This window comes from Mesorhizobium sp. M8A.F.Ca.ET.207.01.1.1 (genome assembly GCF_004794715.1).
Lineage (GTDB): Bacteria > Pseudomonadota > Alphaproteobacteria > Rhizobiales > Rhizobiaceae > Mesorhizobium.
Map to the genome: position 1 here is coordinate 106,602 of NZ_SRUS01000005.1, position 23,274 is coordinate 129,875.

Annotated in this window: 25 protein-coding genes; 9 read left to right on the top strand and 16 right to left on the bottom strand. The window is 63.8% G+C overall.

What is annotated here, in order from left to right; translation table 11 throughout:
* Positions 1–88 precede the first annotated feature (88 nt).
* Both EN850_RS16000 and EN850_RS16005 read right to left on the bottom strand, forming a co-directional pair.
* Positions 89–1,021: a J domain-containing protein gene (locus EN850_RS16000; RefSeq protein ID WP_135881535.1), complete on the bottom strand. Its 933-nt coding sequence runs from the start codon at positions 1,019–1,021 to the stop codon at positions 89–91.
* A gap of 101 nt (positions 1,022–1,122) precedes the next feature.
* The gene (locus EN850_RS16005) at positions 1,123–1,584 is read right to left on the bottom strand and encodes an RT0821/Lpp0805 family surface protein (RefSeq protein ID WP_135932592.1); all 462 of its coding nucleotides are present in this window, start codon (positions 1,582–1,584) and stop codon (positions 1,123–1,125) included.
* 40 nt (positions 1,585–1,624) lie between these two features.
* On the opposite strand from EN850_RS16005, the gene pdxH reads away from it, so the two are divergent.
* A complete protein-coding gene (pdxH, locus tag EN850_RS16010) occupies positions 1,625–2,242 on the top strand; it encodes a pyridoxamine 5'-phosphate oxidase (protein WP_127280934.1) in 618 nt (205 codons plus the stop codon).
* A gap of 11 nt (positions 2,243–2,253) precedes the next feature.
* On the opposite strand, the gene EN850_RS16015 is transcribed toward pdxH, so the two are convergent.
* Positions 2,254–3,006 carry a crotonase/enoyl-CoA hydratase family protein gene (locus EN850_RS16015; RefSeq protein WP_135932591.1) on the bottom strand — a complete coding sequence of 251 codons (753 nt, stop codon included), beginning with the start codon at positions 3,004–3,006 and terminating at the stop codon, positions 2,254–2,256.
* Between the two features lie 20 nt (positions 3,007–3,026).
* A complete protein-coding gene (locus EN850_RS16020) occupies positions 3,027–4,796 on the bottom strand; it encodes an acyl-CoA dehydrogenase (RefSeq protein WP_135865307.1) in 1,770 nt (589 codons plus the stop codon).
* 208 nt (positions 4,797–5,004) lie between these two features.
* Here EN850_RS16020 and EN850_RS16025 point away from each other — a divergent pair, with 208 nt between their 5' ends.
* Entirely contained in the window at positions 5,005–5,241 is a 237-nt protein-coding gene (locus EN850_RS16025) for a hypothetical protein (protein WP_135865428.1), read from the top strand.
* Between the two features lie 175 nt (positions 5,242–5,416).
* The gene (locus tag EN850_RS16030) at positions 5,417–6,526 is read left to right on the top strand and encodes a glycoside hydrolase family 25 protein (RefSeq protein WP_135865426.1); all 1,110 of its coding nucleotides are present in this window, start codon (positions 5,417–5,419) and stop codon (positions 6,524–6,526) included.
* A gap of 22 nt (positions 6,527–6,548) precedes the next feature.
* Here EN850_RS16030 and purD read toward each other — a convergent pair whose 3' ends face one another.
* Entirely contained in the window at positions 6,549–7,826 is a 1,278-nt protein-coding gene (gene purD / locus EN850_RS16035; protein ID WP_135921563.1) for a phosphoribosylamine--glycine ligase, read from the bottom strand.
* 164 nt (positions 7,827–7,990) lie between these two features.
* Positions 7,991–8,812, bottom strand: coding sequence for a phytanoyl-CoA dioxygenase family protein (locus EN850_RS16040; protein WP_127278157.1), 822 nt, complete (start codon positions 8,810–8,812; stop codon positions 7,991–7,993).
* Between the two features lie 90 nt (positions 8,813–8,902).
* Here EN850_RS16040 and EN850_RS16045 point away from each other — a divergent pair, with 90 nt between their 5' ends.
* Together EN850_RS16045 and ubiA are read left to right on the top strand one after the other, a co-directional pair.
* Positions 8,903–9,814: a LysR family transcriptional regulator gene (locus EN850_RS16045; RefSeq protein ID WP_127278162.1), complete on the top strand. Its 912-nt coding sequence runs from the start codon at positions 8,903–8,905 to the stop codon at positions 9,812–9,814.
* Positions 9,815–9,882: 68 nt separating this feature from the next.
* Positions 9,883–10,866 (top strand): 4-hydroxybenzoate octaprenyltransferase, encoded by a 984-nt coding sequence (gene ubiA, locus EN850_RS16050; RefSeq protein ID WP_189591153.1) that lies wholly within the window; start codon positions 9,883–9,885, stop codon positions 10,864–10,866.
* A gap of 42 nt (positions 10,867–10,908) precedes the next feature.
* On the opposite strand, the gene EN850_RS16055 is transcribed toward ubiA, so the two are convergent.
* The 3 genes from EN850_RS16055 to EN850_RS16065 form a co-directional block, all read right to left on the bottom strand.
* Positions 10,909–11,475, bottom strand: coding sequence for a DUF6101 family protein (locus EN850_RS16055; RefSeq protein ID WP_136091953.1), 567 nt, complete (start codon positions 11,473–11,475; stop codon positions 10,909–10,911).
* Between the two features lie 190 nt (positions 11,476–11,665).
* Entirely contained in the window at positions 11,666–13,096 is a 1,431-nt protein-coding gene (locus EN850_RS16060) for an FAD-binding oxidoreductase (protein WP_127873094.1), read from the bottom strand.
* Positions 13,097–13,105: 9 nt separating this feature from the next.
* Complete coding sequence (locus tag EN850_RS16065) at positions 13,106–14,080, bottom strand: L-threonylcarbamoyladenylate synthase (RefSeq protein WP_167531502.1); 975 nt, start codon at positions 14,078–14,080, stop codon at positions 13,106–13,108.
* A 154-nt stretch (positions 14,081–14,234) separates the two neighbouring features.
* Between EN850_RS16065 and EN850_RS16070 the strand changes: the two genes are divergently transcribed.
* On the top strand, positions 14,235–14,705 hold the full coding sequence (locus EN850_RS16070; RefSeq protein WP_348642430.1) for a hypothetical protein: 471 nt from the start codon (positions 14,235–14,237) through the stop codon (positions 14,703–14,705).
* On the opposite strand, the gene EN850_RS16075 is transcribed toward EN850_RS16070, so the two are convergent.
* Positions 14,698–14,880 carry a hypothetical protein gene (locus tag EN850_RS16075; RefSeq protein ID WP_136091743.1) on the bottom strand — a complete coding sequence of 61 codons (183 nt, stop codon included), beginning with the start codon at positions 14,878–14,880 and terminating at the stop codon, positions 14,698–14,700. The genes EN850_RS16070 and EN850_RS16075 overlap by 8 nt on opposite strands.
* Between EN850_RS16075 and EN850_RS16080 the strand changes: the two genes are divergently transcribed.
* Positions 14,879–15,265, top strand: coding sequence for a hypothetical protein (locus tag EN850_RS16080; RefSeq protein WP_127280336.1), 387 nt, complete (start codon positions 14,879–14,881; stop codon positions 15,263–15,265). The genes EN850_RS16075 and EN850_RS16080 overlap by 2 nt on opposite strands.
* Before the next feature lie 104 nt (positions 15,266–15,369).
* On the opposite strand, the gene EN850_RS16085 is transcribed toward EN850_RS16080, so the two are convergent.
* Together EN850_RS16085 and glyS are read right to left on the bottom strand one after the other, a co-directional pair.
* Positions 15,370–15,657, bottom strand: a complete 288-nt coding sequence (locus tag EN850_RS16085; RefSeq protein ID WP_135881544.1) for an ATPase — start codon at positions 15,655–15,657, stop codon at positions 15,370–15,372.
* Positions 15,658–15,766: 109 nt separating this feature from the next.
* Positions 15,767–18,145: a glycine--tRNA ligase subunit beta gene (gene glyS, locus EN850_RS16090; RefSeq protein ID WP_135881545.1), complete on the bottom strand. Its 2,379-nt coding sequence runs from the start codon at positions 18,143–18,145 to the stop codon at positions 15,767–15,769.
* Between the two features lie 194 nt (positions 18,146–18,339).
* On the opposite strand from glyS, the gene EN850_RS36365 reads away from it, so the two are divergent.
* Positions 18,340–18,516 carry a hypothetical protein gene (locus tag EN850_RS36365; RefSeq protein WP_189521882.1) on the top strand — a complete coding sequence of 59 codons (177 nt, stop codon included), beginning with the start codon at positions 18,340–18,342 and terminating at the stop codon, positions 18,514–18,516.
* Positions 18,517–18,519: 3 nt separating this feature from the next.
* Here the strand turns inward: EN850_RS36365 and EN850_RS16095 are convergent, their stop codons facing one another.
* Complete coding sequence (locus tag EN850_RS16095; protein ID WP_127873087.1) at positions 18,520–19,467, bottom strand: glycine--tRNA ligase subunit alpha; 948 nt, start codon at positions 19,465–19,467, stop codon at positions 18,520–18,522.
* Between the two features lie 203 nt (positions 19,468–19,670).
* Here EN850_RS16095 and EN850_RS16100 point away from each other — a divergent pair, with 203 nt between their 5' ends.
* Positions 19,671–20,132, top strand: coding sequence for a GNAT family N-acetyltransferase (locus tag EN850_RS16100; protein ID WP_127873086.1), 462 nt, complete (start codon positions 19,671–19,673; stop codon positions 20,130–20,132).
* Positions 20,133–20,233: 101 nt separating this feature from the next.
* Here the strand turns inward: EN850_RS16100 and EN850_RS16105 are convergent, their stop codons facing one another.
* The 3 genes from EN850_RS16105 to EN850_RS16115 form a co-directional block, all read right to left on the bottom strand.
* A complete protein-coding gene (locus EN850_RS16105) occupies positions 20,234–22,009 on the bottom strand; it encodes a tetratricopeptide repeat protein (protein ID WP_127873085.1) in 1,776 nt (591 codons plus the stop codon).
* 143 nt (positions 22,010–22,152) lie between these two features.
* Entirely contained in the window at positions 22,153–22,602 is a 450-nt protein-coding gene (locus EN850_RS16110; protein WP_127873084.1) for a DUF1284 domain-containing protein, read from the bottom strand.
* Positions 22,599–23,192: a biotin transporter BioY gene (locus EN850_RS16115; protein WP_135916268.1), complete on the bottom strand. Its 594-nt coding sequence runs from the start codon at positions 23,190–23,192 to the stop codon at positions 22,599–22,601. Before EN850_RS16115 ends, EN850_RS16110 begins: the two co-directional genes overlap by 4 nt.
* Positions 23,193–23,274 lie beyond the last annotated feature (82 nt).

Genomic DNA, 23,274 nt, shown 5'->3' on the forward strand with positions numbered 1-23,274 from the left:
GGTTTCTGCTTTGTGGAGTGCCTATCGCACAGGCACACAGCCCCTTCAAGCGTTCAAACCAGACAGTTCGGGGGACAAAAGCTCTCGATCAGCCCTTTTGGCCGCGCAACAGCGATTCGAGCGCGCTGTCGCCGCCTTCCGGCAGCATGATGCGCACATGGACATAGAGATCGCCATGGCCGCCGGCTTTCTCGGGCAGGCCCCTGCCCTTGAGCCGCAGGACCTTGTCCGAGCTCGACCAGGCGGGAACATTGACCGCCAGTCTGCCGGTCGGCGTCTCGACCGGCACCTTGGCGCCCAGCACCGCATCGGCCAACGTCACCGGCAGATCAGCATGGAGGTCGCGGCCCTCGATGCGGTAGCGCGGGTGGCGACGGATGTGAATCTTGACCAGCGCGTCGCCGGGCTGGCCCGGCCCCTGCTCACCCTGGCCCTTCAAACGGATGGTTTGGCCATCCTCGACATAGGCCGGCAGCTTGACCGCGACCTTGCGGCCGTCCGGAAACACCGCCGTCACCTTTTCGGCGTTCGCGGCTTCCTCGATGGTAATGTCGAGCGTGACGTTCAAATCGGCCGATGTCGCCGGCTGGCGGCGGTCGCCAGCGCTTGGCCCGCGCGCGCCAGAAAAGGCATCGCCGAAAATCTGGCTGAAGATGTCGCTGTTGCCGTCGAACGGATCGCCACCCGGACGGCCCGAGCGGAACTCGAATCGCGAGCCGCCGGCGCCCTGTTGCTGGCGGCGAAACCCGGCAAAGGGGTCGCCGCCACCGGCCGCGCCTTCAAAACCCTGGAAACGCGGCTTGCCATCGGCGTCGATCTCGCCACGATCGAAAGCGGCGCGGTTCTTCTCGTCGCCGATGACCTCGTAGGCCTGATTGGCCGCGGCAAAACGGTCCTTCGCCTTGGGATCATTCGGATTTTGGTCCGGATGATGCTTCTTGGCGAGTTTCCGATACGCCGATTTTATGTCCTTGGCCGATGCGTTCTTTGCAACGCCCAGGACCTCATAGGGGTCGCGCATGCTTCCTGCCCTGGAAAAGGAGTTGAGTCCATACTTGCCCCCTATATGCGCTCGCATAGGAAGAAATTCCAGTAGCGGTGCGTCATATCAAAGGTGGAAAATCAGAGCGCCTTGAAGCCCTGCATGCGCCAGCCGCCGGCACTGGCGAGACAGAGTTCGCCCTCGAACATGGCAACGCCGTCAAAGCTCTCGCGCGAAGCCTTGAAGCGGCGGCACGTCATGCCGCTGTCCTTCAATTCCGCCAGCTCCGTGATGGAGCCGCGCGAGCCGGTGCCGGCATTCGCCCAGGGCACTGCCTGGCCACCGAGTTGCTCGATGTCGGCGGACGATACCGCATTGCCGATCGTCGTCTGGTCGGAGTCGCGATCCGTATCAGCGGGCTTGGCCGAAGCCGATGTGCTTGAGGTCAGGATCGAGCGGTCGACTTCGGCTTTCTCAAGGCTGAAGCCTCCCGCGCCGCAGCCAGCAAGCGGCAGGACGATTGACACGATCGCAACTTTCGCGCTGGCAGAAGCGATAACGCCCCATTGCCTGCTGTCAAAAGCTTGCGCGATACGCGACAATCGGCAACCTCCCTGATTTCGTGACAATTTGAGAAAAACTATGAGTGATGCAGAGTTAACAAGCGGTGACTTTACCGAGGCCGCCGAGCCGTTTCGCCTTTTTGCCGCATGGCTGGACGACGCCACCAAGAGCGAAATCAACGACGCCAACGGCGTGGCGCTGGCGACCGTCGATGCCGAGGGCATGCCGGACGTACGGATGGTGCTGCTCAAGGGGTTCGATGAAAGCGGCTTTGTGTTCTACACGAATTTCGAGAGTGCCAAGGGCCAGGAGATTCTAGGCAGTATGAAGGCGGCGATGTGTTTCCATTGGAAATCGCTGCGCCGGCAAGTGCGCGTGCGCGGTCCGGTCGAGATCGTCAACAATGCCGAGGCCGACGCCTATTATGCGACGCGCCCGCGCGGCAGCCGCATCGGCGCCTGGGCCTCGAAGCAATCGCGACCGCTGGAAAGCCGCTTCGCGCTGGAAAAGGCGGTCGCCGAATACACAGCGCGTTATGCCATCGGCGATATCCCGCGACCGAAACATTGGTCGGGCTTCCGCATCGTCCCGAAGACCATCGAATTCTGGCACGACAGGCCGTTCCGGCTGCATGACCGAGTGGTCTTCTCGCGCGACGCCGATGGTGGCTGGAGCAAGACAAGGCTGTATCCCTGAAAGGGTAAGGTTCAGCCCTTTTTCCTGGTCATGAATGCCGTGAGGGCGGCGCGCGCCTCGTCGGATTTCAGCCGCTCACGGAAATGCTCGCTCTCTACCCCGATGCGGGCGACGAGGTCGTCGCGTGAGCCACGCATCAGGTCGCGCGCGATCCTCAGCGCCTGCGGCGGCTTGGCCGCGATCTGGCCAGCCGCCGCCAGCACCGAAGCCTCCAGCCCGCCTTCCTCGACGACCTCGTAGATCAGCCCGGCGGCCTTCGCCCGCTCGGCCGAAAAGCCCTCGCCGAGGCCGAGCAGCGCAAACGCAGCTTGCTGGCCGAGGACGCGCGGCGCCAAAAGGCTCGATCCGGCCTCGGGCACGAGGCCGAGATCGACGAAGGGCGTGCGGAACACGGTGCGTGGCGTGGCGAAGGTCAGGTCGCAATGCAGGTTGATCGTGGTGCCGATGCCGACCGCGATGCCGTCGACGCCCGAGACCATCGGTTTCTCGACCCGCGCCAGCGCCATCAGGAAATCCCAGACCTCCGTGCCACCATCGCCGCCAGTGGCCACCACCATGAAGTCGCCGAGGTCGTTGCCGGAGGAGAAGGCGCCGGGCACGCCGAGAAAGACATGGACGCGGATCGCCGGATCGGCGTCGCCTTCGGCAAGGGCCGCCGACATCGCCGCATACATGGCGCGCGTCAGCGCGTTCTTCTTGTCGGGGCGGTTCATGCGGATGATCTGGATCGCGCCCTGGCGCTCGACGAGAATGTGGTCTGTCACGATTGTATCCTCAGTGAATGTCAGGCGGAAATCAGCGCCTTGCCGGCAGCGGCAAGGCTGTCGCCGCCGTCGATGACGCGGTCTTTCAACGCGCCGGCCTCGCCGATAAGATTCTCGGCGAAGAAGCGGCACAGCGCGATGCGGCCCTGATCGGCAAGAGCGCCGCGCGCCAGATAGGCGCCGCCGGCGGCGAGCGAGATCAGCCGCAGATACGGCGTGGCGCCAGCCAGCGCCTTGTCCGTCTGACCATCGGCCGCCAGTTTTTGCAGGAAGCGGGTCGCTTGCGTCAGATCGCCAAGGGCCGCACCCAGAAGATCGGCGGTTCGGCCGAAGCCTTGCAGGTTGGAGGTGCGCACTGCATTGGCGATACCAGCCAGTTCGTCGATAAAGCGATGCACGTGCTCGCCGCCGCCGAGCGGCAGCTTGCGCATCACCAGATCGATCGCCTGGATGCCGTTGGTGCCCTCATAGATCGGCGCGATGCGGGCGTCGCGGTAGAGAGCCGCCGCACCCGTTTCCTCGATGAAGCCCATGCCGCCATGCACCTGGACGCCGAGCGAGGCAACCTCGACGCCGATATCGGTGGAAAAAGCCTTGGCCAGCGGCGTCAAGAGATTGGCGCGGTCGCGCCAATGCCCCGCCTCGTCACCCGACGATACGCGCGCGAGATCGATGGCGTGGGCGCAACTGTAGCTGATGGCGCGGGCGATCTGCGTCAGCGCCTTCATCGTCAGGAGATTGCGTTGCACGTCCGGGTGGTGAACGATCGGCGCCATGCCGGCACCAGCGTAATCCGCCGCCTTACCCTGACGCCGTTCATTGGCGTAGGCGATCGCTTTCTGGGTCGCGGCTTCCGCGACCGCGACACCCTGCATGCCGACGGCCAGACGGGCATTGTTCATCATGGTGAACATGCAGGCGAGGCCCTTGTTCTCCTCGCCGATCAGCCAGCCGATGGCGCCTGGCTTGGCGCCTTGAAAGCCGTCGCCATAGATCATGGTGCAGGTCGGCGAGGCGTGGATGCCGAGCTTGTGCTCGAGGCCGGAACAGAAGACGTCGTTGCGCGCTCCGATCGACCCATCGTCGCCGACCAGGAATTTCGGCACCAGGAACAGCGAGATGCCGCGTGTTCCGGCGGGCGCATCGGGCAGACGCGCCAGCACCAGATGGACGATGTTGTCGGTGAAATCGTGCTCGCCATAGGTGATGAAAATCTTCTGGCCGAAGATGCGGTAGGTGCCGTCGCCGGCCGGCTCGGCGCGGGCGCGTAGCGCGGCGAGGTCGGAGCCCGCCTGCGGCTCGGTCAGGTTCATCGTGCCCATCCACTCGCCGGAGACGAGCTTTGCGAGGTATTTCGCCTTGAGCTCCTCGGAAGCGTGCTTGTCCAGCGCTTCGACCGCGCCCATGGTCAGCGTCGGGCCGATGCCGAACGCCATGGCGGCCGAATTCCACATTTCGAGCGCGGCGACGCCGAGCATCGTCGGCAGCGCCTGCCCGCCATACTCTTCCGGCCCGGAGAGCGCGTTCCAGCCGCCGTCGATCCAGCGGCGATAGAGTTCTTTCCAGCCCGTCGGGGTGGTGACGACCGCATCCTTCAGCACGGCACCTTGTTCGTCGCCGATCTTGTAAAGCGGGGCCACCTCCTCGGTGGCGAAACGGCCGGCCTCGCCAAGGACGGCATCGACCAGATCCTCGCCGAGATCGCCGAACGCTCCGGCATCGATGGCCGATTTCATGCCGGCCACATGCTTCACGGTGAACGCGATATCCTCGACCGGTGCCCGATACATGCCGCTCGATCCTCCTGATGCATCGGCCTCGCCGACCCTAGAGCCAGTGCCGCAGCAAAACCATCCGCATTTGGGCGGTCTCCCATCTTCTTTTTACGTAAACGTCAAATTTTGTCACGCGGATTTTGCAATCGGGCCGGCCTGTACTAAATTCGACCGATGCCGGATCAAATCGACCGGCGAAAAAACCAGCCGACCGGAACATTCCATGCTTGCCAGACCTGACGCCTATCGCTGTATCGAATGCGGCTTGCCCTACCGGGCAGCCGGGTTTTCCTACTATCACGGCGAGCTGGCAAACGGCGCCGCCTACTGGTCGGATCGCGGCATATTGTGCTCGCCGCGATGCTCGCTTGCCCACCACGGCAAGCGCGTCGCGGAAGGCACATTGCGACAAGAGCCCGCGCCCGACCCGTTTGAATTTCAGCCCCTTATCCGACGGTGACCACAGCTTGGTAGCGACGGCGTTGAAGCTGTTCGCCTGACGCACCGCATCGGCTCGAAAAGTATTCCTTAACCATAGCGGTTCAGCATTCGCCCTTGATCAACGGGGATTCCCTGTTTTGAAAAGGACGGCGCGCTTCCTTCGCCGCACGGCGCTTCTCGCTTTCGCGGCAGCAATGGCGCTGTCGCCCGCGGCAAAGGCTTCGGATTTCTCCGAGCCGTGGAAGAACGCCGACCGCGCCCTGGTCATCGACGCCTACGAATACAATTCCATCGACTGGGCCCAGCTTGCCACCGACAAGCGCATCGTCGCCTTCATCAACAAGGCGTCCGACGGCATGCCGCCACCCTATTTCTGTTCCGGCGGCGACACTGAGGTGAAGCTCTGCAAGACGCTATGGAAGCGCCACGCGGTGACGCGCGAGCTGTTCCAGACACGCAGGGTCGTGGCCAAGGCGCTCGGCATGAAGTGGGGCGCCTATCACCTCGCCCGCCCCGGCAATCCAGTCGAGCAGGCCAACAATTTCCTCGATTTCGCCGACCCCGCGCCGGATGATCTCATGGCCCTCGACATCGAGGGCATCGATCCCACGCAATGGATGTCGCTCGACGACGCCGAGGAGTTCGTGCGCCAGGTGCACCGGCGCATCGGCCGCTTCCCAGTGCTCTACACCAACGGCAAGACCGCCCAGTACATCGCCGACAACCGCTACAAATACCGGCTCTTGTCGCGGCTGCCGCTTTGGTACGCGCGCTACAAACCTGACATCGAAGTGCATTTTCCGATGGGCAACTGGCAGGGCTATGCGCTCTGGCAGTTCTCGGCGCAGGCCAATTGCGGCCGCTTCCGCTGCCCTTATCGGGTCGCCGGCACGCCGAACGATATCGACGTCAACGTGGTGCCGACGAATGCCGCCGCGCTGCGCCAGCAATGGCCATTCGGCGGACTGCTCGACGTGCCTTCCGATTATCTTGCCAGCGTGCCGGTGCCACTCTCGCGGGAAGCCGCCCTGACCGGCAAGGCCACTATCATCTACGCCGATGTGGCGACGCCGCCGACCGTCGAGGAAATAGTCGCGGTGCTCGGTTCGCGCTGGTCGAAATTCCGCGACGGGTTTCGCATGCCTGTCGTGAAGACGGTGCCGCCACGGCCGGGCTTCGGCATCGTCCAGTATGTCGCCTGGAAGCGGGCCGGGCAGCGCTCGCCCGCACAACTCGACGCCGCCTTCGCTGCGGCCGATCCGCTCAGCACCGCTTCGACCGAACTCGATCGCAGCCAGCGGTAGCCGTCGCCCACCGGTCGGAGCTTCAGCCCGCCTTCTCGCGCGCCACGGCCTGCCAGCCGATGTCGCGGCGACAGAATCCGTCCGGCCAATCGATGCGGTCGAGCGCGGCATAGGCTCGCGCCTGCGCCTCGCCAACCGTGGCTCCGGTCGCCGTGACGTTGAGCACGCGGCCGCCATTGGCGACCAGCGCACCGCCATTGATGGCGGTGCCGGCATGGAAAACCTGAACGCCTTCGCCCGCGGCGTCCTCGACGCCGCGAATGACGGAGCCTTTTTCCGGCGTGCCGGGATAACCCCTCGCCGCCATCACCACGGTCAGCGCCGCCTCGTCGCGCCAACGCACCGAGGTATGCGCGAGCTGGCCGTCGACGGCGGCATTGAGCAGGACCAGCAGGTCATCCCTGAGCCGCATCATCAGCACCTGGCATTCCGGATCGCCGAAGCGGGTGTTGTATTCGATCAGCTTCGGCCCGTTTTGCGTGATCATCAGCCCGGCGAACAGAATGCCGGCGAAAGGCGCGCCAAGCTCGGCCATGCCGCGCATGGTCGGCTCGATGATTTCGCGCATGGTGCGCTCGATCATGTCAGGCGTCATTACAGGGGCCGGCGAATAGGCGCCCATGCCGCCGGTGTTGGGCCCGACATCGCCATCACCGACGCGCTTGTGGTCCTGGGCCGTGCCGAAAGGAAGTGCCGTGGTGCCGTCGCAGAGGCAGAAGAAACTCGCCTCCTCGCCGGTCATGAATTCCTCGATCACCACCTCCGCGCCGGCGGCGCCGAAGGAGCCGTCGAAGCAGGAAGCGAGTGCCGCCTGCGCCTCATCCATTGTCATGGCGACGGTGACGCCTTTGCCGGCGGCGAGCCCATCGGCCTTGATGACGATCGGCGCGCCTGTCTTTTCGAGGTAGGCCTTGGCGGAGGCCAGATCGCCGAAACGGCCATAGGCGGCGGTCGGGATGTTGTACCGGGCGCAGAGATCCTTGGTGAAGCCCTTCGAGCCTTCCAGCCGCGCGGCGGCCTTCGAAGGCCCGAAGACGCGGATGTTTTCGGCGCGCAGATCATCGGCGATGCCGGCGACGAGCGGCCCTTCCGGGCCAACCACGACGAGGTCGATTTTTTTCTCCCGGCAGAAGGCGGCGACGGCGGCGTGGTCGGCAATATCCAACTTCACCAGCTCGGCCTCGGCGCCGATGCCCGGATTGCCTGGAGCCGCATAGAGCTTGGTCAGCAGCGGCGAAGCGGCGATCTTCCAGGCCAGCGCATGTTCGCGGCCGCCGGAGCCGAGAAGAAGAACGTTCATGGCCACCTCTTGATGCCGACTATCCCATAGAGAGAACAACCCGCTATTGCTCTCTGGACGACGGGTCAAGGCATCAGGGTGGATTGATCGGAATTGCGCACGGGAACATTATCCCCCTGCGCAATAGGGGCGCCCGCCACCGGCGCCCCTATTGCGGCACTCGCTCAGCCCTGGTGGACCACCGGGAACCAGTCCTCGCGCAGCTTCTGCCCCGGCTGCATGCCATGGCCATGATAGGGTGGCGAGGTGCGGCCGGGCCGCTCGACATAATGGGCATCGTCGCCGACCCAGCGCAGCGACAGCGCCCGGCGCCGTGCCGCTGTCATATTGCCGCGCGCGCCGTGCGCCGTCCTGAAGTCGAACAGGATGGCGTCGCCGGGCTCCATCTCCCATTCGATAACTTTCATCGATGGATCCTGGTCGGGATCCGGCACCGGACGATAATCGCCCTCGGCGGCATAGAAATTGCCGTCGTCCAACCAACGTACCGGCAGGATCATCTTGTCCCATTTGTGCGAGCCGGCGATCAGGCGCAGCGTCGCCTCCTTCACCGGATCGATGGGGATCCAGAAGCTCACGGTCTGCTGGCCATCGACAAAATAATAAGGAATGTCCTGGTGCCACGGCGTCGGTTTCTGCGTACCGGGTTCCTTGACCAGGACATGGTCGTGGAAGAACTGCGCCGTGCGCGACTGCATCACCGCGGCTGCCAGTCGCGCCGCCGGCGATTCGCGCACCACCTTGACGAATTCGGGGATGCGTTCCCAGTTGCAGTAATCGTCGAAGAAACTGCCGCGGCCATTGGCGATGTCGGACGCGGTGGCGCTGCGGTTCTGCATGTTGCGCTCGATGCCGGCGGCGATCGTGTCGACCCAGCCCTTGAAGGCGCCGCGGATGCAGACCGCGCCGTCACGCTGGTAGTCGGCGATTGTCCGGGCATCGATGATTTCGGTGTCCGTTGCCCGTGTAGCGGTTTGGGAAGCCATAATGTCCTCCTTTCAGGATGGAGGCGACTATCGCAATGGCCGCTCATTCAGTAAAATAATAACTTCTCATCTGACACATAGGTTTTGACTATGAGTCTCACCCTCACCCAACTCCGCTATCTCATCGCCGTCGCCCGCCATGGCAGTGTCACCGGCGCGGCCCGGGCGCTCAACGTTTCGCAGCCGTCTATTTCGGTGGCCATCGACGCCATCGAAAAGGATTTCGGCCAGAAACTGTTCGTGCGCCAGCGGGGAAGCGGTGTTTCGCTGACCTCCTTCGGCCGTGTCGTGGTGGCGAAGGCCAGGCAGGTTCTTGCCGAGACAGACGAACTCCTGGGCCTGGGGAAGGCCAACTCGGCGGTCGGCGGCGAACTGGTGCTCGGCTGCTTCGAGGATCTGGCGCCCTTTTTCGCGCCGGGCCTCATCCGCGCCTTCTCCGAACGCCATCCAGCGGTCACCGTCATCGTCCGCGACGAGACGTTCGAGACGCTCGGGCGGCGCCTGGCGGACGCGGCCGTCGATCTCGGCCTCAGCTATGATCTCGGCCTGCCGTCGCATTTCGCCCGCATCCTGATGCACGAGCTGCGGCCGCATGCGCTGTTGCCGGCGGGCCATGCGCTGGCCGAGCGTTCCGAGGTCAGCCTTGCGGATCTGGCCGCCTACCCGCTGATCACAACCGACCAGCCACATAGCTGGCAGCATATGCTCGACCTGTTCCGCGGCCGTGGCCTGTCGCCCGTCGCCGACATGCGCACAAGCTCGTTCGAACTCCAGCGCAGCATGGTGGCCAACGGCTTCGGCGTCGCGGTCAGCTATACCCGCCCGCATGGCGACCACAGCTATGACGGCTTGCGTCTGGTGTGCAAACCGCTGTCGGATCCGCTGCCCATGCAGCGCATCATTCTCACCCACGATACGCAGCAGCGCGTGTCGAACGCGGCGCTGGCTTTCATCGAGGTGGCGAAAGTCTGGTTTTCCACACGCGATATCTTCACCTCCTGACGGATGGTTGGGCGCTCCCTGCCTGCTTGCCGCTTGACGGGTTCCGCCGCTGCTGCCACTCCATGCCAATGGAACCTGTCCAGTCGAAAGCATCCCAGGGCCGCGTCGCCGATGCGCCGAACGGCCATTGGGTCTACCGCGTGCTGCCGCGCGCGATCTGGCCCTATGCCCAGCTTGCGCGATGGGACAGGCCGATCGGCTGGCAGTTGCTGTTGTGGCCATGCTGGTGGTCGGCCGCGCTGGCGGCGAGCGCCTATCCCCGGCCTGGCGACCCGCTGCTTTCGCTGCTGCCGGCGCCCTTGTACCTCGTGCTGTTCCTGATTGGCGCCATCGCCATGCGTGGCGCCGGCTGCACCTATAACGACATTGTCGACGAGGACATCGACAACCAGGTCGAACGCACACGCTCGCGCCCGCTGCCGTCCGGCCAGACCACGCGCCGGCGAGCCTGGCTGTTTCTTGTGCTGCAGGCCCTGGTCGGCCTGGCGGTTCTCCTGCAGTTCAACAGCTTTGCCGTCCTGCTCGGCGTCTGCTCGCTGGTGATCGTCGCCGTCTATCCATTCATGAAGCGGATAACCAACTGGCCGCAACTGTTTCTCGGCTTTGCCTTTTCCTGGGGCGCGCTGATGGGATGGGCGGTCGAGTTCGGTGATCTCGATGGCCCCGCCATCATGCTCTATATCGGTTCGATCCTGTGGGTGATCGGCTACGACACGATCTACGCGCACCAGGACAAGGAAGACGATGCCATTGTCGGCGTGCGTTCGACGGCACGGCTGTTCGGCGACAACACCAAGGCGTGGCTCGCTGGACTTTATGGCGGCATGCTGATCTGCTTCGCCATCGCCTTCGCCTCGGCGCAGGCCCCGGTGGTGGCGCTGGCGGGACTGATCGGCGCCGGTGCGCATCTGGCCCGGCAGATCGCGGTGCTGGATATCGGCGATCCGGACCAGTGCCTGCGGCTGTTCCGGTCGAACAACCAGGTCGGCTGGCTGATCTTCCTCGGCCTGATCGGTGGTGCGCTGTGGGTGGCGCTGAAGCCGCTGGTTTAGCGGCTTTTTCCTTCTCCCCGTCACTATACGGGGAGAAGAAAGCTAATCGCGGGAAATGATTTCCTGGCCGTCGATGACCAGCCTGAGGCCGAGGTCCCCGGTTCTGCGACGGGCAAGGAAGCGCGGGCGGCGCGTGTTGGAAACGCGGCCCTTGCGACGGTCCTGCGGCGGCAGTGTCTTGATGGCGGCGCCGAGCGATTCTTCCAGGGTACGGGCGACGCCGTCCGATTCGATCAGCAGCATCGGCAGACGGTAGGCATCGGCCCAGGCGCGCCAATCGGCGGCGACGTCTTCGAGATCGTCGGCCACCAGCAGCGGCACCGACAGCATCGGATCGTTGTGCAGGAGTTCCAGGGTCACAGTGACATTGCCCTCCGGATCCTCCATCGCACGGGCGGCGACACCGCGAAATGCATTGGCGGGCAGTACGATGATCGCCGACAGGCCGCTCATCTCGAGCAGGCGGCGGATCACGGCGCCGCGCTGGTCGATGGTGAAGGTTACGTCGCCATAATCGTCGCGCGTCGCGTAGCTCACCACCTGCGGCAGGCGGAATGGGTCGAGACGCATGTTGCGTCCCGCCCAGACTGGCTTGAGTCCGGTGTTCACGTTCATAGAGCGCCTTCCTGTCTGTCTCCTGAGAGCCGGTGTCCGGTTCTCTCCGGGCCAGTTTTCCCGGCCTCGTTATGGGGAAACAGTAGCGCCGGCTCCTTACCGCCGCGCTTAAGAAAGTCGGTTAAATTTTGCTGATCTCAGGGATGGTTATCGGAATGCCACCAGCCACAAGATGTTGAAAGGATCAGATAACCTTACCGGGATTCATGATGCCGGCCGGGTCGAAGGCGGTCTTCACCCTGCGCATCAGATCGATGGCCATCGGCGGCGCGGTGGCGATCAGTTCGTCGCGCTTCAACTGGCCGATGCCGTGCTCTGCCGAGATCGAACCGTGCAGGCTGCGCACCACGTCATGCACGGCCCTGTTCATGGCATGGTAGAGCGCCAGAAACGCCTCGTCGTCGCCGTCGACGGGCCGTGAAATGTTATAATGAAGATTGCCATCGCCCATATGGCCGAAGCAGACCACCCGGGCGCCGGCACTGACCGAGGCCACCGCGCCGGCGGCCTCCGCGATGAAGCGCGGTATCGATGCGATCGGCACCGATATGTCGTGCTTGATCGAAGCGCCTTCCGGCTTCTGCGCCTCGGGCAACAGCTCGCGGAAGTTCCAGAAGGCATCGCCCTGCCCGAGGCTGGCGGCGATGACGGCATCGCCGACGAATTCCTTCTCGAGACCCGCCGAAAGCACATCCTCGATCAGCGCCCGCGAATCCTCCGACGAACGGCCGGACGATATCTGCATCAGCACATACCAGGGCCAATCCTCCATCAGCGGCCGTGTCACGCCCGGGGCATGCGCCAGCGTGAAATCGTATGGCCGCTTGCCGATCAGTTCGAAGGCGGTGAGCGCGGCCCCGGCGCGGTCCATGGCCAGGCTGAACAGGGAAAGGGCGGCCTCGGGCGACGACAGGCCGACGAAGGCGACGTCCCTTCCCTTGGGCTTCGGAAACAGTTTGAGCACGGCGGCGGTGATCACGCCTAGCGTGCCTTCGGCGCCGACGAACAGGTTCTTCAGGTCGTAGCCGGTGTTGTCCTTCTTCAGCTTGCGCAAATCGTCGAAGACCTCGCCGGTCGGCAGCACCACCTCGACGCCGAGGCAGAGCTCGCGCGCATTGCCATAGGCAAGCACGCCGGTGCCGCCGGCATTGGACGAAAGATTGCCGCCGATCTGGCAGGAGCCTTGCGCGGCGAGCGACAGCGGGAACAGCCGGTCGGCGGCGTCGGCCGCTTCCTGCAAGGTCTGCAGGATGACGCCGGCCTCGACCGTGACCGTGTTGGACAGGACATCGATCTCGCGGATGCGGTTCAGCCGCGACAGCGACAGGACGATCTCATGGCCGGATTTGTCAGGCACCTGCGCACCGACCAGCCCGGTGTTGCCGCTTTGCGGCACGATTGGCGTTCCGGTCTCTGTCGCCAACCGCATGATCCGGCTGACCTCGTCGACGCTGCCCGGCCGCAGGACCAGGGACGTCGCGCCATGCCAGAGGCCGCGTCGCTCGATGAGATAAGGCGCGATGTCCTGCTGGTCGCGCAGCGCATATTTGTCGCCGACGATGGCCACGAAACGATCGATGAGAGCGGGATCGAGTGTCTTGGCGGTTTCGGTCATCCGGGAAAACTACGTTGTGGGCTGTGCGTTGTCACGAGGAGCGGCGGCACGGGAGAGCCGGTCGTTGATCGCCTCGCCGAGCCCGTCAAAGGGAATCTTCTCAACCGCGATGGTGCGCGCGCCGCTACGGTCGAGATCCTGCATGTAGGCGAAGAGATTGCTTGCCGCCTCACGCAGGTCACCTGTTTCGGACAGGTTCAAGAATGCGGCCGCATGATGCCAGCCTTCCGCGCGCTGGTCGCCGAAGGCAAGCAACGCTTCGTCTTCGCCAACCGTGCCGGCATTGAGCCGCACCGCCGCGCCCGGCGCGTAGTGCGAGGCAAGCATGCCCGGCGCCTCGACCCCGGCAGCGCCGCCGCGCAGCAACTCCATGCCGATGGCCGCCTCGATCTCCGCGGCGGCGATGCCGCCGGGCCGAAGCAGGCGCAATCTTTCGCCTTCGGCCTTGACGATGGTCGATTCCAGCCCGACCGGTGTGGCGCCGCCATCGACCACGAGCTTGATGCGGGCGCCGAGGTCCACCGCAACGGCCTGCGCCGTCGTCGCGCTGATCCTGCCGGATGAATTGGCGCTGGGCGCGGCAAGCGGTCGGCCAAGCCTGGCGATCAGGTCGCCACCAAACCCCCTCGGCATACGCAAGGCGATCGTGTCGAGCCCGGCGGTGACCAGCGGATGAATGCCGTTGCCGGGGCGCTGCGGCAGCACCAGCGTCAGCGGACCCGGCCAGAAGGCAAGCGCGAGTTTCCTCGACAGCGGATCGAACAGCGCGATGCGCTCGGCCATCGCCATGTCGGCGACATGGGCGATCAGCGGATTGAAACGCGGCCGGCCCTTGGCTTCGAAAATGCGCGCCACGCCGATGCCGTTGGTGGCGTCGCCAGCCAGTCCATAGACGGTCTCGGTCGGAATGGCGACGACATCGCCGCCCTCAAGCAGCGCCAACGCCGGTTCCATCGCTTCGCCGACGGCAAGTATTTCAGCCACTCTCGTCACCTCGCGGATGCCGGCTGCGTAGTACGACAGCGCCGCCGGGGCAAGCGGGCATAGGCAATTCATCAATTCCTAAAATGCTATCTTTCCATGAAAGCCGGCATCAATCGCCGAGCACTATCGTGCCGCTTCTGGGCAATGGGGAGCTATGTCAGTGTCTGTGCGTATCTGGGGAACGCTTGTCATCACTCTGGCTGCCATGGTTGGCGAGGCTCAGGCCTCGTCGCTGGTCTTTCCCGGCGCGCCGGCCTCGACGCCCTCCGTCGTTGTGCTGAAGCCAACCGACGGCAAGGCGAGCGACGTGGTGTCCGTCGTTGCGCTCGGCGAGCCCGACGTCACCTATGAAAAGGTGGCGGCAATCCCGGACAAGGCCGAGGCGAGGCATGCCTTCCCGCAGAGCCCGATGATCATTCGTGGCGGCGTCGTCGGCGGCGCCTTCTCAACACCCGTGCAAGCCAAGGCGCCGGTCGCGGCAACCGCGCCGGCTGCGGCAACCGCCCCCGCCACGGCGACCGCCTCGGCAGCCCCCGCGCCGGCGCACGGAAAAACGGCACCGGCGACAGCCGCGCCACCGCCGGCAGCCCAACAGCCTGCTTCAGGAGCCGGCAAGGTCAAATAGCGACCTGCCACTCACCGATCAGCATGCTCAACGGCTTGACGGCAGTCTGGCGCCTGCGCACCATTGTCAGGCGAATTTCTTCCAGACGTATCTCGCTGGCGGCCCTGCGACCTGACTTTCGCCAAGGGGCTTCGGCAGATGGGATTGCATCGTTCAAGGCAAGGGGGTTGCTCATGAAAAAATCGAAGACCGTAACAGTGGGTGGGCTTTTGCTGGCGTCATTGCTTGCTGGCGTGGCTCATGCGGACGACATGCTGGGATCCTATGTCGCGCGCATTTCCGATCGCGATCACCAGGCGAGCGACGGCTATGCGCTGGACGGCGCGGCGCAGATGGTGCGGCAGGACCGCGCCAACTGGCACAAATTCCATCGCCGCGACAGCGACGACGAGGGCGACGCCTGGTTCAGGACCAACGACCAGCGCGCCGACCTGCAGCGCATGCTGGAGCGCCCCGGCGCGATGAGTTCCTCAACCAAGCGCGCCATCGTCAATGGCGAGCCGCTGATCCAGGTCGACGTCTACGAAAACAGCGTGCGCGTCAGCATCCTGGAGAACTGAAAAGTCGGCGTTCGGGAAAACTGATCAAATCAGTATTCGGAAAGACGACGAAAAAGGGCGACGCGAAAGCGCCGCCCTTCCTTCGAGAAAATCCGCCTGAAAAATCAGGCCGCTTCTTCCTTGTCGTCGTCGTCTTCTTCGGCCTCGCCGTCTTCGGATTCTTCTTCGCCCTCGGCGTCGTCGCCTTCGGCCTTCACGGCGTCGTCTTCGTCGGAGTCTTCGCCGTCTTCGTCGTCGCCTTCTTCGTCATCGCCATCCTCGTCTTCGTCAGACAGATCGGCGGCTTCTACTGCGGTAGCGGCATGACAGAGAGCGGTTTCGGAAGCGGATTCAATCGCCTCGGCAGGGGCCGAGGTTTCTTCTGTCACTTCGATTTCGTGATCGGAATTCATGGAAGCCTCCGTGGGGTTGGGGAACATGTCCCTTTTGCCACGGAGAGATCATCGTCATATGACTGTGAGCCGGCTCGAACGGCCGGCTGGACGATATTTTCCTCGCCTCTCAACCAGCGATTTTCGAGAAATCCGCGACCTGACCGGTAGCCGTGCGAATGCGCGTGAGCAGCGCAAGGCGGTTGGCGCGCACGGACAGGTCCTCATCATTCACGAGAACATGCTCAAAGAATGAATCAACGGGTTCACGCAACACGCTAAGCGCCAGCATGGCAGCGGAAAAGTCTTGGTTTTGAATCGCTTCGCCGGCTTGCTTCTCGGCCTGATTCACCGCCGCAAACAGCGACTTCTCCGCACCCTGCCGGAACAACGCCGGCTCAACGGTTTCGGCGACCAGCGTTTTCTTCTTCTCCTCGGCGGCCAGGATGTTCGCCGCACGCTTGGTGCCGGCGAGCAAATTCCTGCCGTCCTCGGTGTCGAGGAAGGAGCCGAGCGCTTCGACGCGCCGAACGATCTGAAGCAAGTCGTCGGACTGCGGCGTGATGACGGCGTCGATCAGATCATGCCGTGCGCCCTGGTCGCGGAGATAGACTTTGAGGCGGTCGTGGAAGAACGACAAGAGGTCAGCGATCAATGGCGACAGCGATGCCTCAAGCTCCATCAGACGCTGACCGTCAAAGAACTCTCGCTCCTGATCGGCGGAGCCAAAGGTTTCTGAGTTCGCCTTGGCCAGCCCGCCTTTCAACAAGTTGGAAATCACGCCTGCTTCCGACAACAATCGGCTTGCACCCTTGTAGTCGCGAATGCGCAAGTCGAGCATCGCAACGACGCCACTGCTCTCGGCGCCTTCGCCTTTTTGTTCGTACGCGGCGAGTGCCGAGGAGACCGCGGTCGCGATGGCGATGCCCAGCGAAAGCTTGAGCTTGTTTTCCAGTATGACCCTCACGACGCCGAGCGCAGCGCGACGCAGCGCGTAGGGATCCTTCGATCCAGTCGGCTTTTCGTCGATGGCCCAGAACCCGACCAGCGTATCCAGCTTGTCCGCGAGCGCCACGGCGACCGACACCGGATCGCTCGGCACATAATCGGACGGGCCCTGCGGCTTGTAGTGCTCTTCCGCCGCCGCCGCGACAGAAGAATGATCGCCTTGCAGCAGCGCATATTTGCGGCCCATGGCGCCTTGCAATTCCGGAAATTCGCCGACCACTTCGGTGGTGAGATCGGCCTTGGCCAGGACAGCAGCACGGCGCGCCAGCACTGGATCCGCACCGACGATCGGCGCCAGTTCTTCCGCCAGCCGGGCAATCCGCTCCACCCGCTCGCCCTGCGTGCCGAGCTTGGCATGGAACGTGACATTGAGATGGTCGAGCCGGGCCATGCGCTGGTCGAGCGGCTTCTTCAGATCGAGCCCAAATTTTTTCGCCGATGCTTCCAGTTCGACGAGATCGGGCAGATCGCCCTGGTCGGTCGTCCAGAAATAGAGCGCGTCGGACAGGCGGGCGCGCACCACCTTGCCGTTGCCGTGGGCGATCTCCTTGCCGCCGTCCTTCGCCTCGATGTTGGCGGTGAGGATAAAGCGGTTGGAGAGCGCCTCGCTTTCACCCTGCGGCCGCGTGACAAAGCACTTCTGGTTGGCGCGGATGGTCAGCCGGATCACCTCGGCCGGAATGGCCAGGAAAGCCTCTTCGAACTCGCCCATCAACACGACAGGCCACTCGACCAGCCCGGACACTTCTTCGAGCAAGCCCTCGTCCTCGACCAGGTCGAGCCCGTTGGCGAAGGCGAGGTTGCGGGCATCGGCAAGGATGATCTCCTTGCGCCGGTCGGCATCGAGCACGACCTTGCCCGCTTCCAGCTTGCTCACGTAATCGTCGAAGCGGCGCACCGTGATTTCGCCTGGTGCAAGGAAACGGTGGCCGTAGGTGATGTTGCCGGAACGGATGCCGTCGATCTCGAAATCGACCACGACCGGCTCCTCGGTCTCGGGGCCGAAGGTGCACAGGATCGATTGCAGCGGCCGCACCCAGCGCAGCGATCCCGGCTTGGCCGAGGCCGGTCCCCAGCGCATCGACTTCGGCCAGGGGAAATTGCGGATGATATCAGGCACCAGTCCGGCGATGATCTCTTCGGCCGCCCTGCCCGGCTTCGAAATATGGGCGACGTAGAAGTCGCCCTTCTTCGGGTCGGAATGGACATGCGCTTCGGCGATCGATGACAGCCCGGCCTTGCGCAGGAAGCCCTGGACGGCCTGTTCAGGCGCTGATGTCGACGGCCCCTTGATGTCCTCGTGAATGTCCTTCGAGCGAGCGTTGAGGCCACGGATATCGAGGGTAAGGCGCCGCGGCGTCCAATACTCACGCGCCGCCTCATAGGTCAGTCCCGCCTCGACCAGACCGTCGGTCAGCATCTTTCTCAGATCGCCCGCCGCCTTGCGTTGCATGCGAGCGGGGATTTCCTCGGAGCGAAGTTCTAGAAGCAGGTCAGGCATAGGGTCAGCTCATGCGGGAGAGTGGTCCGCGCGGGGCATAGCAACTCGGCTGGCCGCTGTCACCCTTTCCAGAAATTTTGACCCTCCTGTCGGGATGAGGCGATCCGGCCCGTCCTTGGATCAAAGATTTCCATGAACCTAACGCAGCGCTGAAGCGACCCACGCTCAGGCAGAGAACTATTGGCTGAACGACGATGAAAACGGCATCCAGACTTCTTCAAATCCTCGCGCTCAGCGCCTGCTTCACCGCGCAGGCCCACGGCGCCTTCTCCATGCCGGGCGTGCGGCAGGCGCTGCGGACGATGTCTGGTCCGAGCGGCCAGATCCTGCCGCCGATCAGCGCTTCCCTCGAAATGATCAACGGCGCTTGAGACTCAGGCCGCCGCCAATCCACCGGCCTGCGTTTTCAGGAACGCCTCGCCGCAGGCTTTCGCCAGATTACGCACCCGCAGGATATAACTCTGCCGCTCGGTGACCGAGATCACGCCACGCGCATCGAGCAGGTTGAAGACGTGGCTCGCCTTGATGCACTGGTCGTAGGCTGGAAAGACCATTTTGTGCATCGGCAGATTGTCGTTCGATGCCGGCGCGCCGGCCTCGAGCAACGCCTTGCACTCGGCTTCGGCGTCCTCGAAGTGCCGCAGCAGCATCGCCGTGTTGGCGTATTCGAAATTGTGGCGCGAATATTCCTGCTCGGCCTGCAGGAACACGTCGCCATAGGTGACCTTGTCGGCGCCTTCGCGGCCGTTGAAGTTGAGGTCGTAGACATTGTCGACGCCCTGCACATACATGGCCAGGCGCTCCAGGCCGTAAGTGAGTTCGCCCGCCACCGGCGCGCATTCGATGCCGCAGACCTGCTGGAAATAGGTGAACTGCGACACTTCCATGCCGTCGCACCAGCATTCCCAGCCAAGGCCCCAGGCGCCCAGCGTCGGGCTTTCCCAGTCGTCCTCGACGAAGCGTATGTCGTGCAGCAGAGGGTCGACGCCGATCGCCGCCAGCGAGCCGAGATAGAGCTCCTGCAGGTTTGGCGGATTGGGCTTCAGGATCACCTGGTACTGATAGTAATGCTGCAGCCGGTTGGGGTTCTCGCCATAGCGGCCGTCCTTGGGACGGCGCGAAGGCTGGACGTAGGCCGCGTTCCAGCGCTTTGGCCCGAGTGCGCGCAGCGTCGTTGCCGGATGAAACGTGCCGGCGCCAACCTCCATGTCATAGGGCTGCAGGATGACGCAGCCATAGGCGGCCCAATAATTGTGCAAGGTCAGGATCAGCCCCTGGAACGAGCGGCTGGGGTGCATATGGGCTGGGATTTCAATCGTCACGATGGCCTCGGCGACACAGGCTAGCTTGCGGCCACGTCCTAGAGACACCGCGGCGAAGCGTCAAGCAAGGCGCGTCCGATGCGAGCCGCGGTGAGCATGCCGGACTATGTTGAAACGTTGCCCAGCGACTGGCCCATTGCCCGCCGCCACGGTCCGCGATCCAATTCGACAAAGCATCCGCGTCAAGCACAGCAGGTCGAGCCATGTCCAACCCGATCATCATCCGCCCCGTCACGCGCCACGATTTCGAGCAGTGGCTGCCGCTGTGGGACGGCTACAACGCGTTCTATGGCCGTTCGGGCGAGATGGCGCTGGCGAGCGACATCACCGCAATGACGTGGTCGCGCTTCTTCGACGCCTACGAGCCGGTCCATGCGCTGGTCGCCGAAAGCGGGAGCCAGTTGCTTGGCCTCGTCCACTACCTGTTCCACCGCAGCACGACGGCGATCGCACCGAACTGCTATCTGCAGGACCTTTTCACCAACGAGGCCTCGCGCGGCAAAGGCATCGGCCGGGCGCTGATCGAAGGCGTCTATGAGCGCGCCCGGGCGGCCGGTTCCGGCCGAGTGTACTGGCTGACGCATGAAACCAATCACACGGCGATGAAGCTCTATGACAAGGTCGGCGAACGCTCGGGCTTCGTCGTCTATCGAAAGATGTTCTGAGGACGCTCCAGCGCGTCGCCGCGTCTACTGGGAACGCCATGCGCCTTTCCAACGAAAACGGGGCTCCGAAGAGCCCCGTTCGCATTTCAAAAAGGCGATTTTCACCCCTTCGGGGCGGGAACCGGCTCTGGCTTGACCTTCGGGGTTTCCTGCGCCGTGTTGGACTCGATCGGCGGCAGGCCCTTCATCAGCTTCTGCTGCAAGGTGGCCAGCACATCGGGATCGGGCTTCAGGTCGCGGGCCTGGTTCCACTGGAAAGTCGCTTCCAGCTTGCGGCCGACGCGCCAATAGGCGTCGCCCAGATGGTCGTTCAGAACCGGATCTTCCGGCTTCAGCGAGACCGCGCGTTCCATCTCGCGCACCGCGTCATCGAAGCGGCCGAGGCGGAAATAGGCCCAACCCAGGGAATCGACGATGTAGCCGTCGCTCGGCCTGAGATCGACGGCCTTCTGGATCATCTCCAGGCCTTCCTTCAGGTTGGTGTTCATGTCGACCCAGGAATAGCCGAGATAGTTCAGCACCTGCGGCTGGTCTGGCTGCAACTCCAGCGCCTTGCGGAAATTCGGCTCGGCTTTCGGCCATTCCTTCAGCCGCTCATAGGCGATGCCGCGCTGGTAGAAGATGTTCCAGTTGGCAGCGGTCGGCGTCTTCAGCACCTCGACGGCCTTGTCGTAGAGATTGGCGGCGGAACGGAAATCATCCTTCGAGGAGTAGACACCGCCGAGCGCCAGATAGGCGCGCATGTCGTCGGGATGGGCTTCGACGAAGGCCTTGAGATGCGTGATCGCCTCGTCATGGCGGTCGAGATCGGCAAGGTTGAGGCCAAGCTGCAGGTCCGAAATCTCCTTCAGCGGCGAAGAGTCGGGGATACGCCGATAGAGCGCGATGGCGCCTTCGCCGTCCTTCAACTGTTCGGCGACGGCGGCGAGCTGCACGAGGGCCGCGTCGCTGTCCGGCTTCAGGGCCAAGGCATATTGCAAATAGAGGCGCACGAATGGCTCGCCGCCGCCACGGTTGAGCGCGGTGGCAAGATCGAGCAGGATTTCGGAAGCACCGTCGGACGGACCGGACACGAAGGGCGCGATCTTGTCGCCCTTGCTTATCCTGGCGCGCAAGGCGACGATTTCCAGCTTGCCCGGCGAAAACGCCTCGGCCTGGTCGAGCACCGAGATCGCCTTGGCCTTGTCGCCCTTGCGGGCCAGGAATGAGGCATAGGCCTGCGCGTTGCGCATCCAGGTTTCAGGCGCCGCACCGCCGGCGGCGGTATCCTGCATCGTCGCGGCGTAGATCGCCTCCGCCTTTTCAGGCATGTTGGCGGCATCGGCGACCAGGGCGCGGTGGAAGGATTTGAACAGGCCGAACCAGTCCGGCCCCTGCAGCTTGTCGATCGAAGCCATCGCTTCGCTGGCCTGGCCGGCACCTTGTTCGGCCCAGCCGGACATGACGCCGGAGATCAGCCGGTCAAGATCGGATTCCAGCGACAGCTTGAGCCAGTACTGCGCCTTGGTGAAATCCTTCTTGTGGAAGGAATCGACCGCCAGCGCCAGGCGCGAGAAGCGCTCGACATCGGGCACTTCCTTGAGCTTGTCGGCATAGACCAGCGACTCGTCGAAGCGGCCTTGCGCGATCAGCGACAGCATCAGGCTCTGCTGCAGCGCGGTGTCGCTCGGATTGAAAGCCAAGGCCTGCTTGTAGTACGCGATGGCGCTGTCGAGGTCGTTGTCGCCTTCCGCGATCCGGGCAGCCAGGTAGGCGCCCGAGAACGACGAGATCTTGACCGGTTCGGTTGATTGCTTGGCATAGGCCGGCAAAGCCGAGATCGCCATGCCCGTCACAATTGCCAGCCTTGTCAGCCAGCGCGCACGTCCTTGCTGCATCATATCCCTTTCAGCCAGGCGCCATCTCCGCATCAGCGGGATCGACCCAGACTCGATCTTTCCGGGCAAAGCATGGCCTTTTTGGGGTCGCGCTTCAATCTACCCGAAATTCACAATCGGGTCACCCGATTAACAAACCATGGCTAAATGGGACAGTTTTGCGCGTCAACAGGCCGTTGCAGCCGCGTATCGCGATAACCACCGCTTGCCACCGCGCCGCACAGCCCGTTCCATTCGCAGCCCACGCAAGCCTTGCGCACGTGGCCGGCCGAAAACGCCTGCCGTAGCCGCATCAGGATCGTGGCATCGAGATCGAGGCGGACGCCGTCACGGATCGGCCGAGCCAGCAGCGCTTCCACGTCATCCCTTGCCTGCCGGTCTCGCCCGGCCGCGCTGTCGCGCAAGCAGTGCGGATCCGGCTCGCCAAGCAACGGGGCGCAGATGTCGTCCGGTCCGGAAACGAGGAGGATGTCCTCGCCCCGGCTCAGGCGCTCCGCGATCCCGTCATAATTGGCGGTGAAAGCGGGACTGTATCCCTTGCCCACATAGGTGAGCAGGCAAAGGAGATGATGGGCGCGAAGCCTGATCGTCACGGCTTCAGCAGGTTCATCTTGCCGCGCGGAAGCGCCATCAGCGTCGCGGCGCCAAGCGCCGACTTCAGCAATCCGCCGACGATGAACGGCACGAAGCCGAAGGTGATGGCCTTCTCGGCGCCGATCATGACGGCAAGCCAGGCCGTTCCGAGCACCAGGCAGGCAAGATTGCCGAGCAGCATGGCAATAAAGGCGAGCACGACCCTGTTGCCGTTCCAGCCGCGTTCGGCCAGCCAGCCGACAAGCGCGCCGACAACCGGGAAGGCAAAGAGATAGCCGCCCGTAGGGCCGACGAAGTGCTGCATGCCGGCAGCTCCCCCGGCCAGGACAGGAAAGCCGACAGCGCCTTCGACCAGCCAAGCGGCGATCGTCACCGCGCCAAGCCGCCAGCCATAGAGTGCGCCGATCAGCGTCACGGCGAAGGTCTGCATGGTCACCGGAACCGGCACCATCGGCACCTCGATGTAGGAGGATAGCGCCAGGAAGAGCGTGCCAAGCACGACGGCGCCGGCCTGCCAGCCGAGCGATCGCTGCTGGAGGCGCAGCGGGCTGAAGGACGGTCTTGCGGACGAGAATGCGAGGTTGGTCATAGGCTTCCCTTCAATCGATCCAAAATTATAGATAATTTCTGCATTCGATCTATTATCGAATCCACATTTTTGGACCGATAGC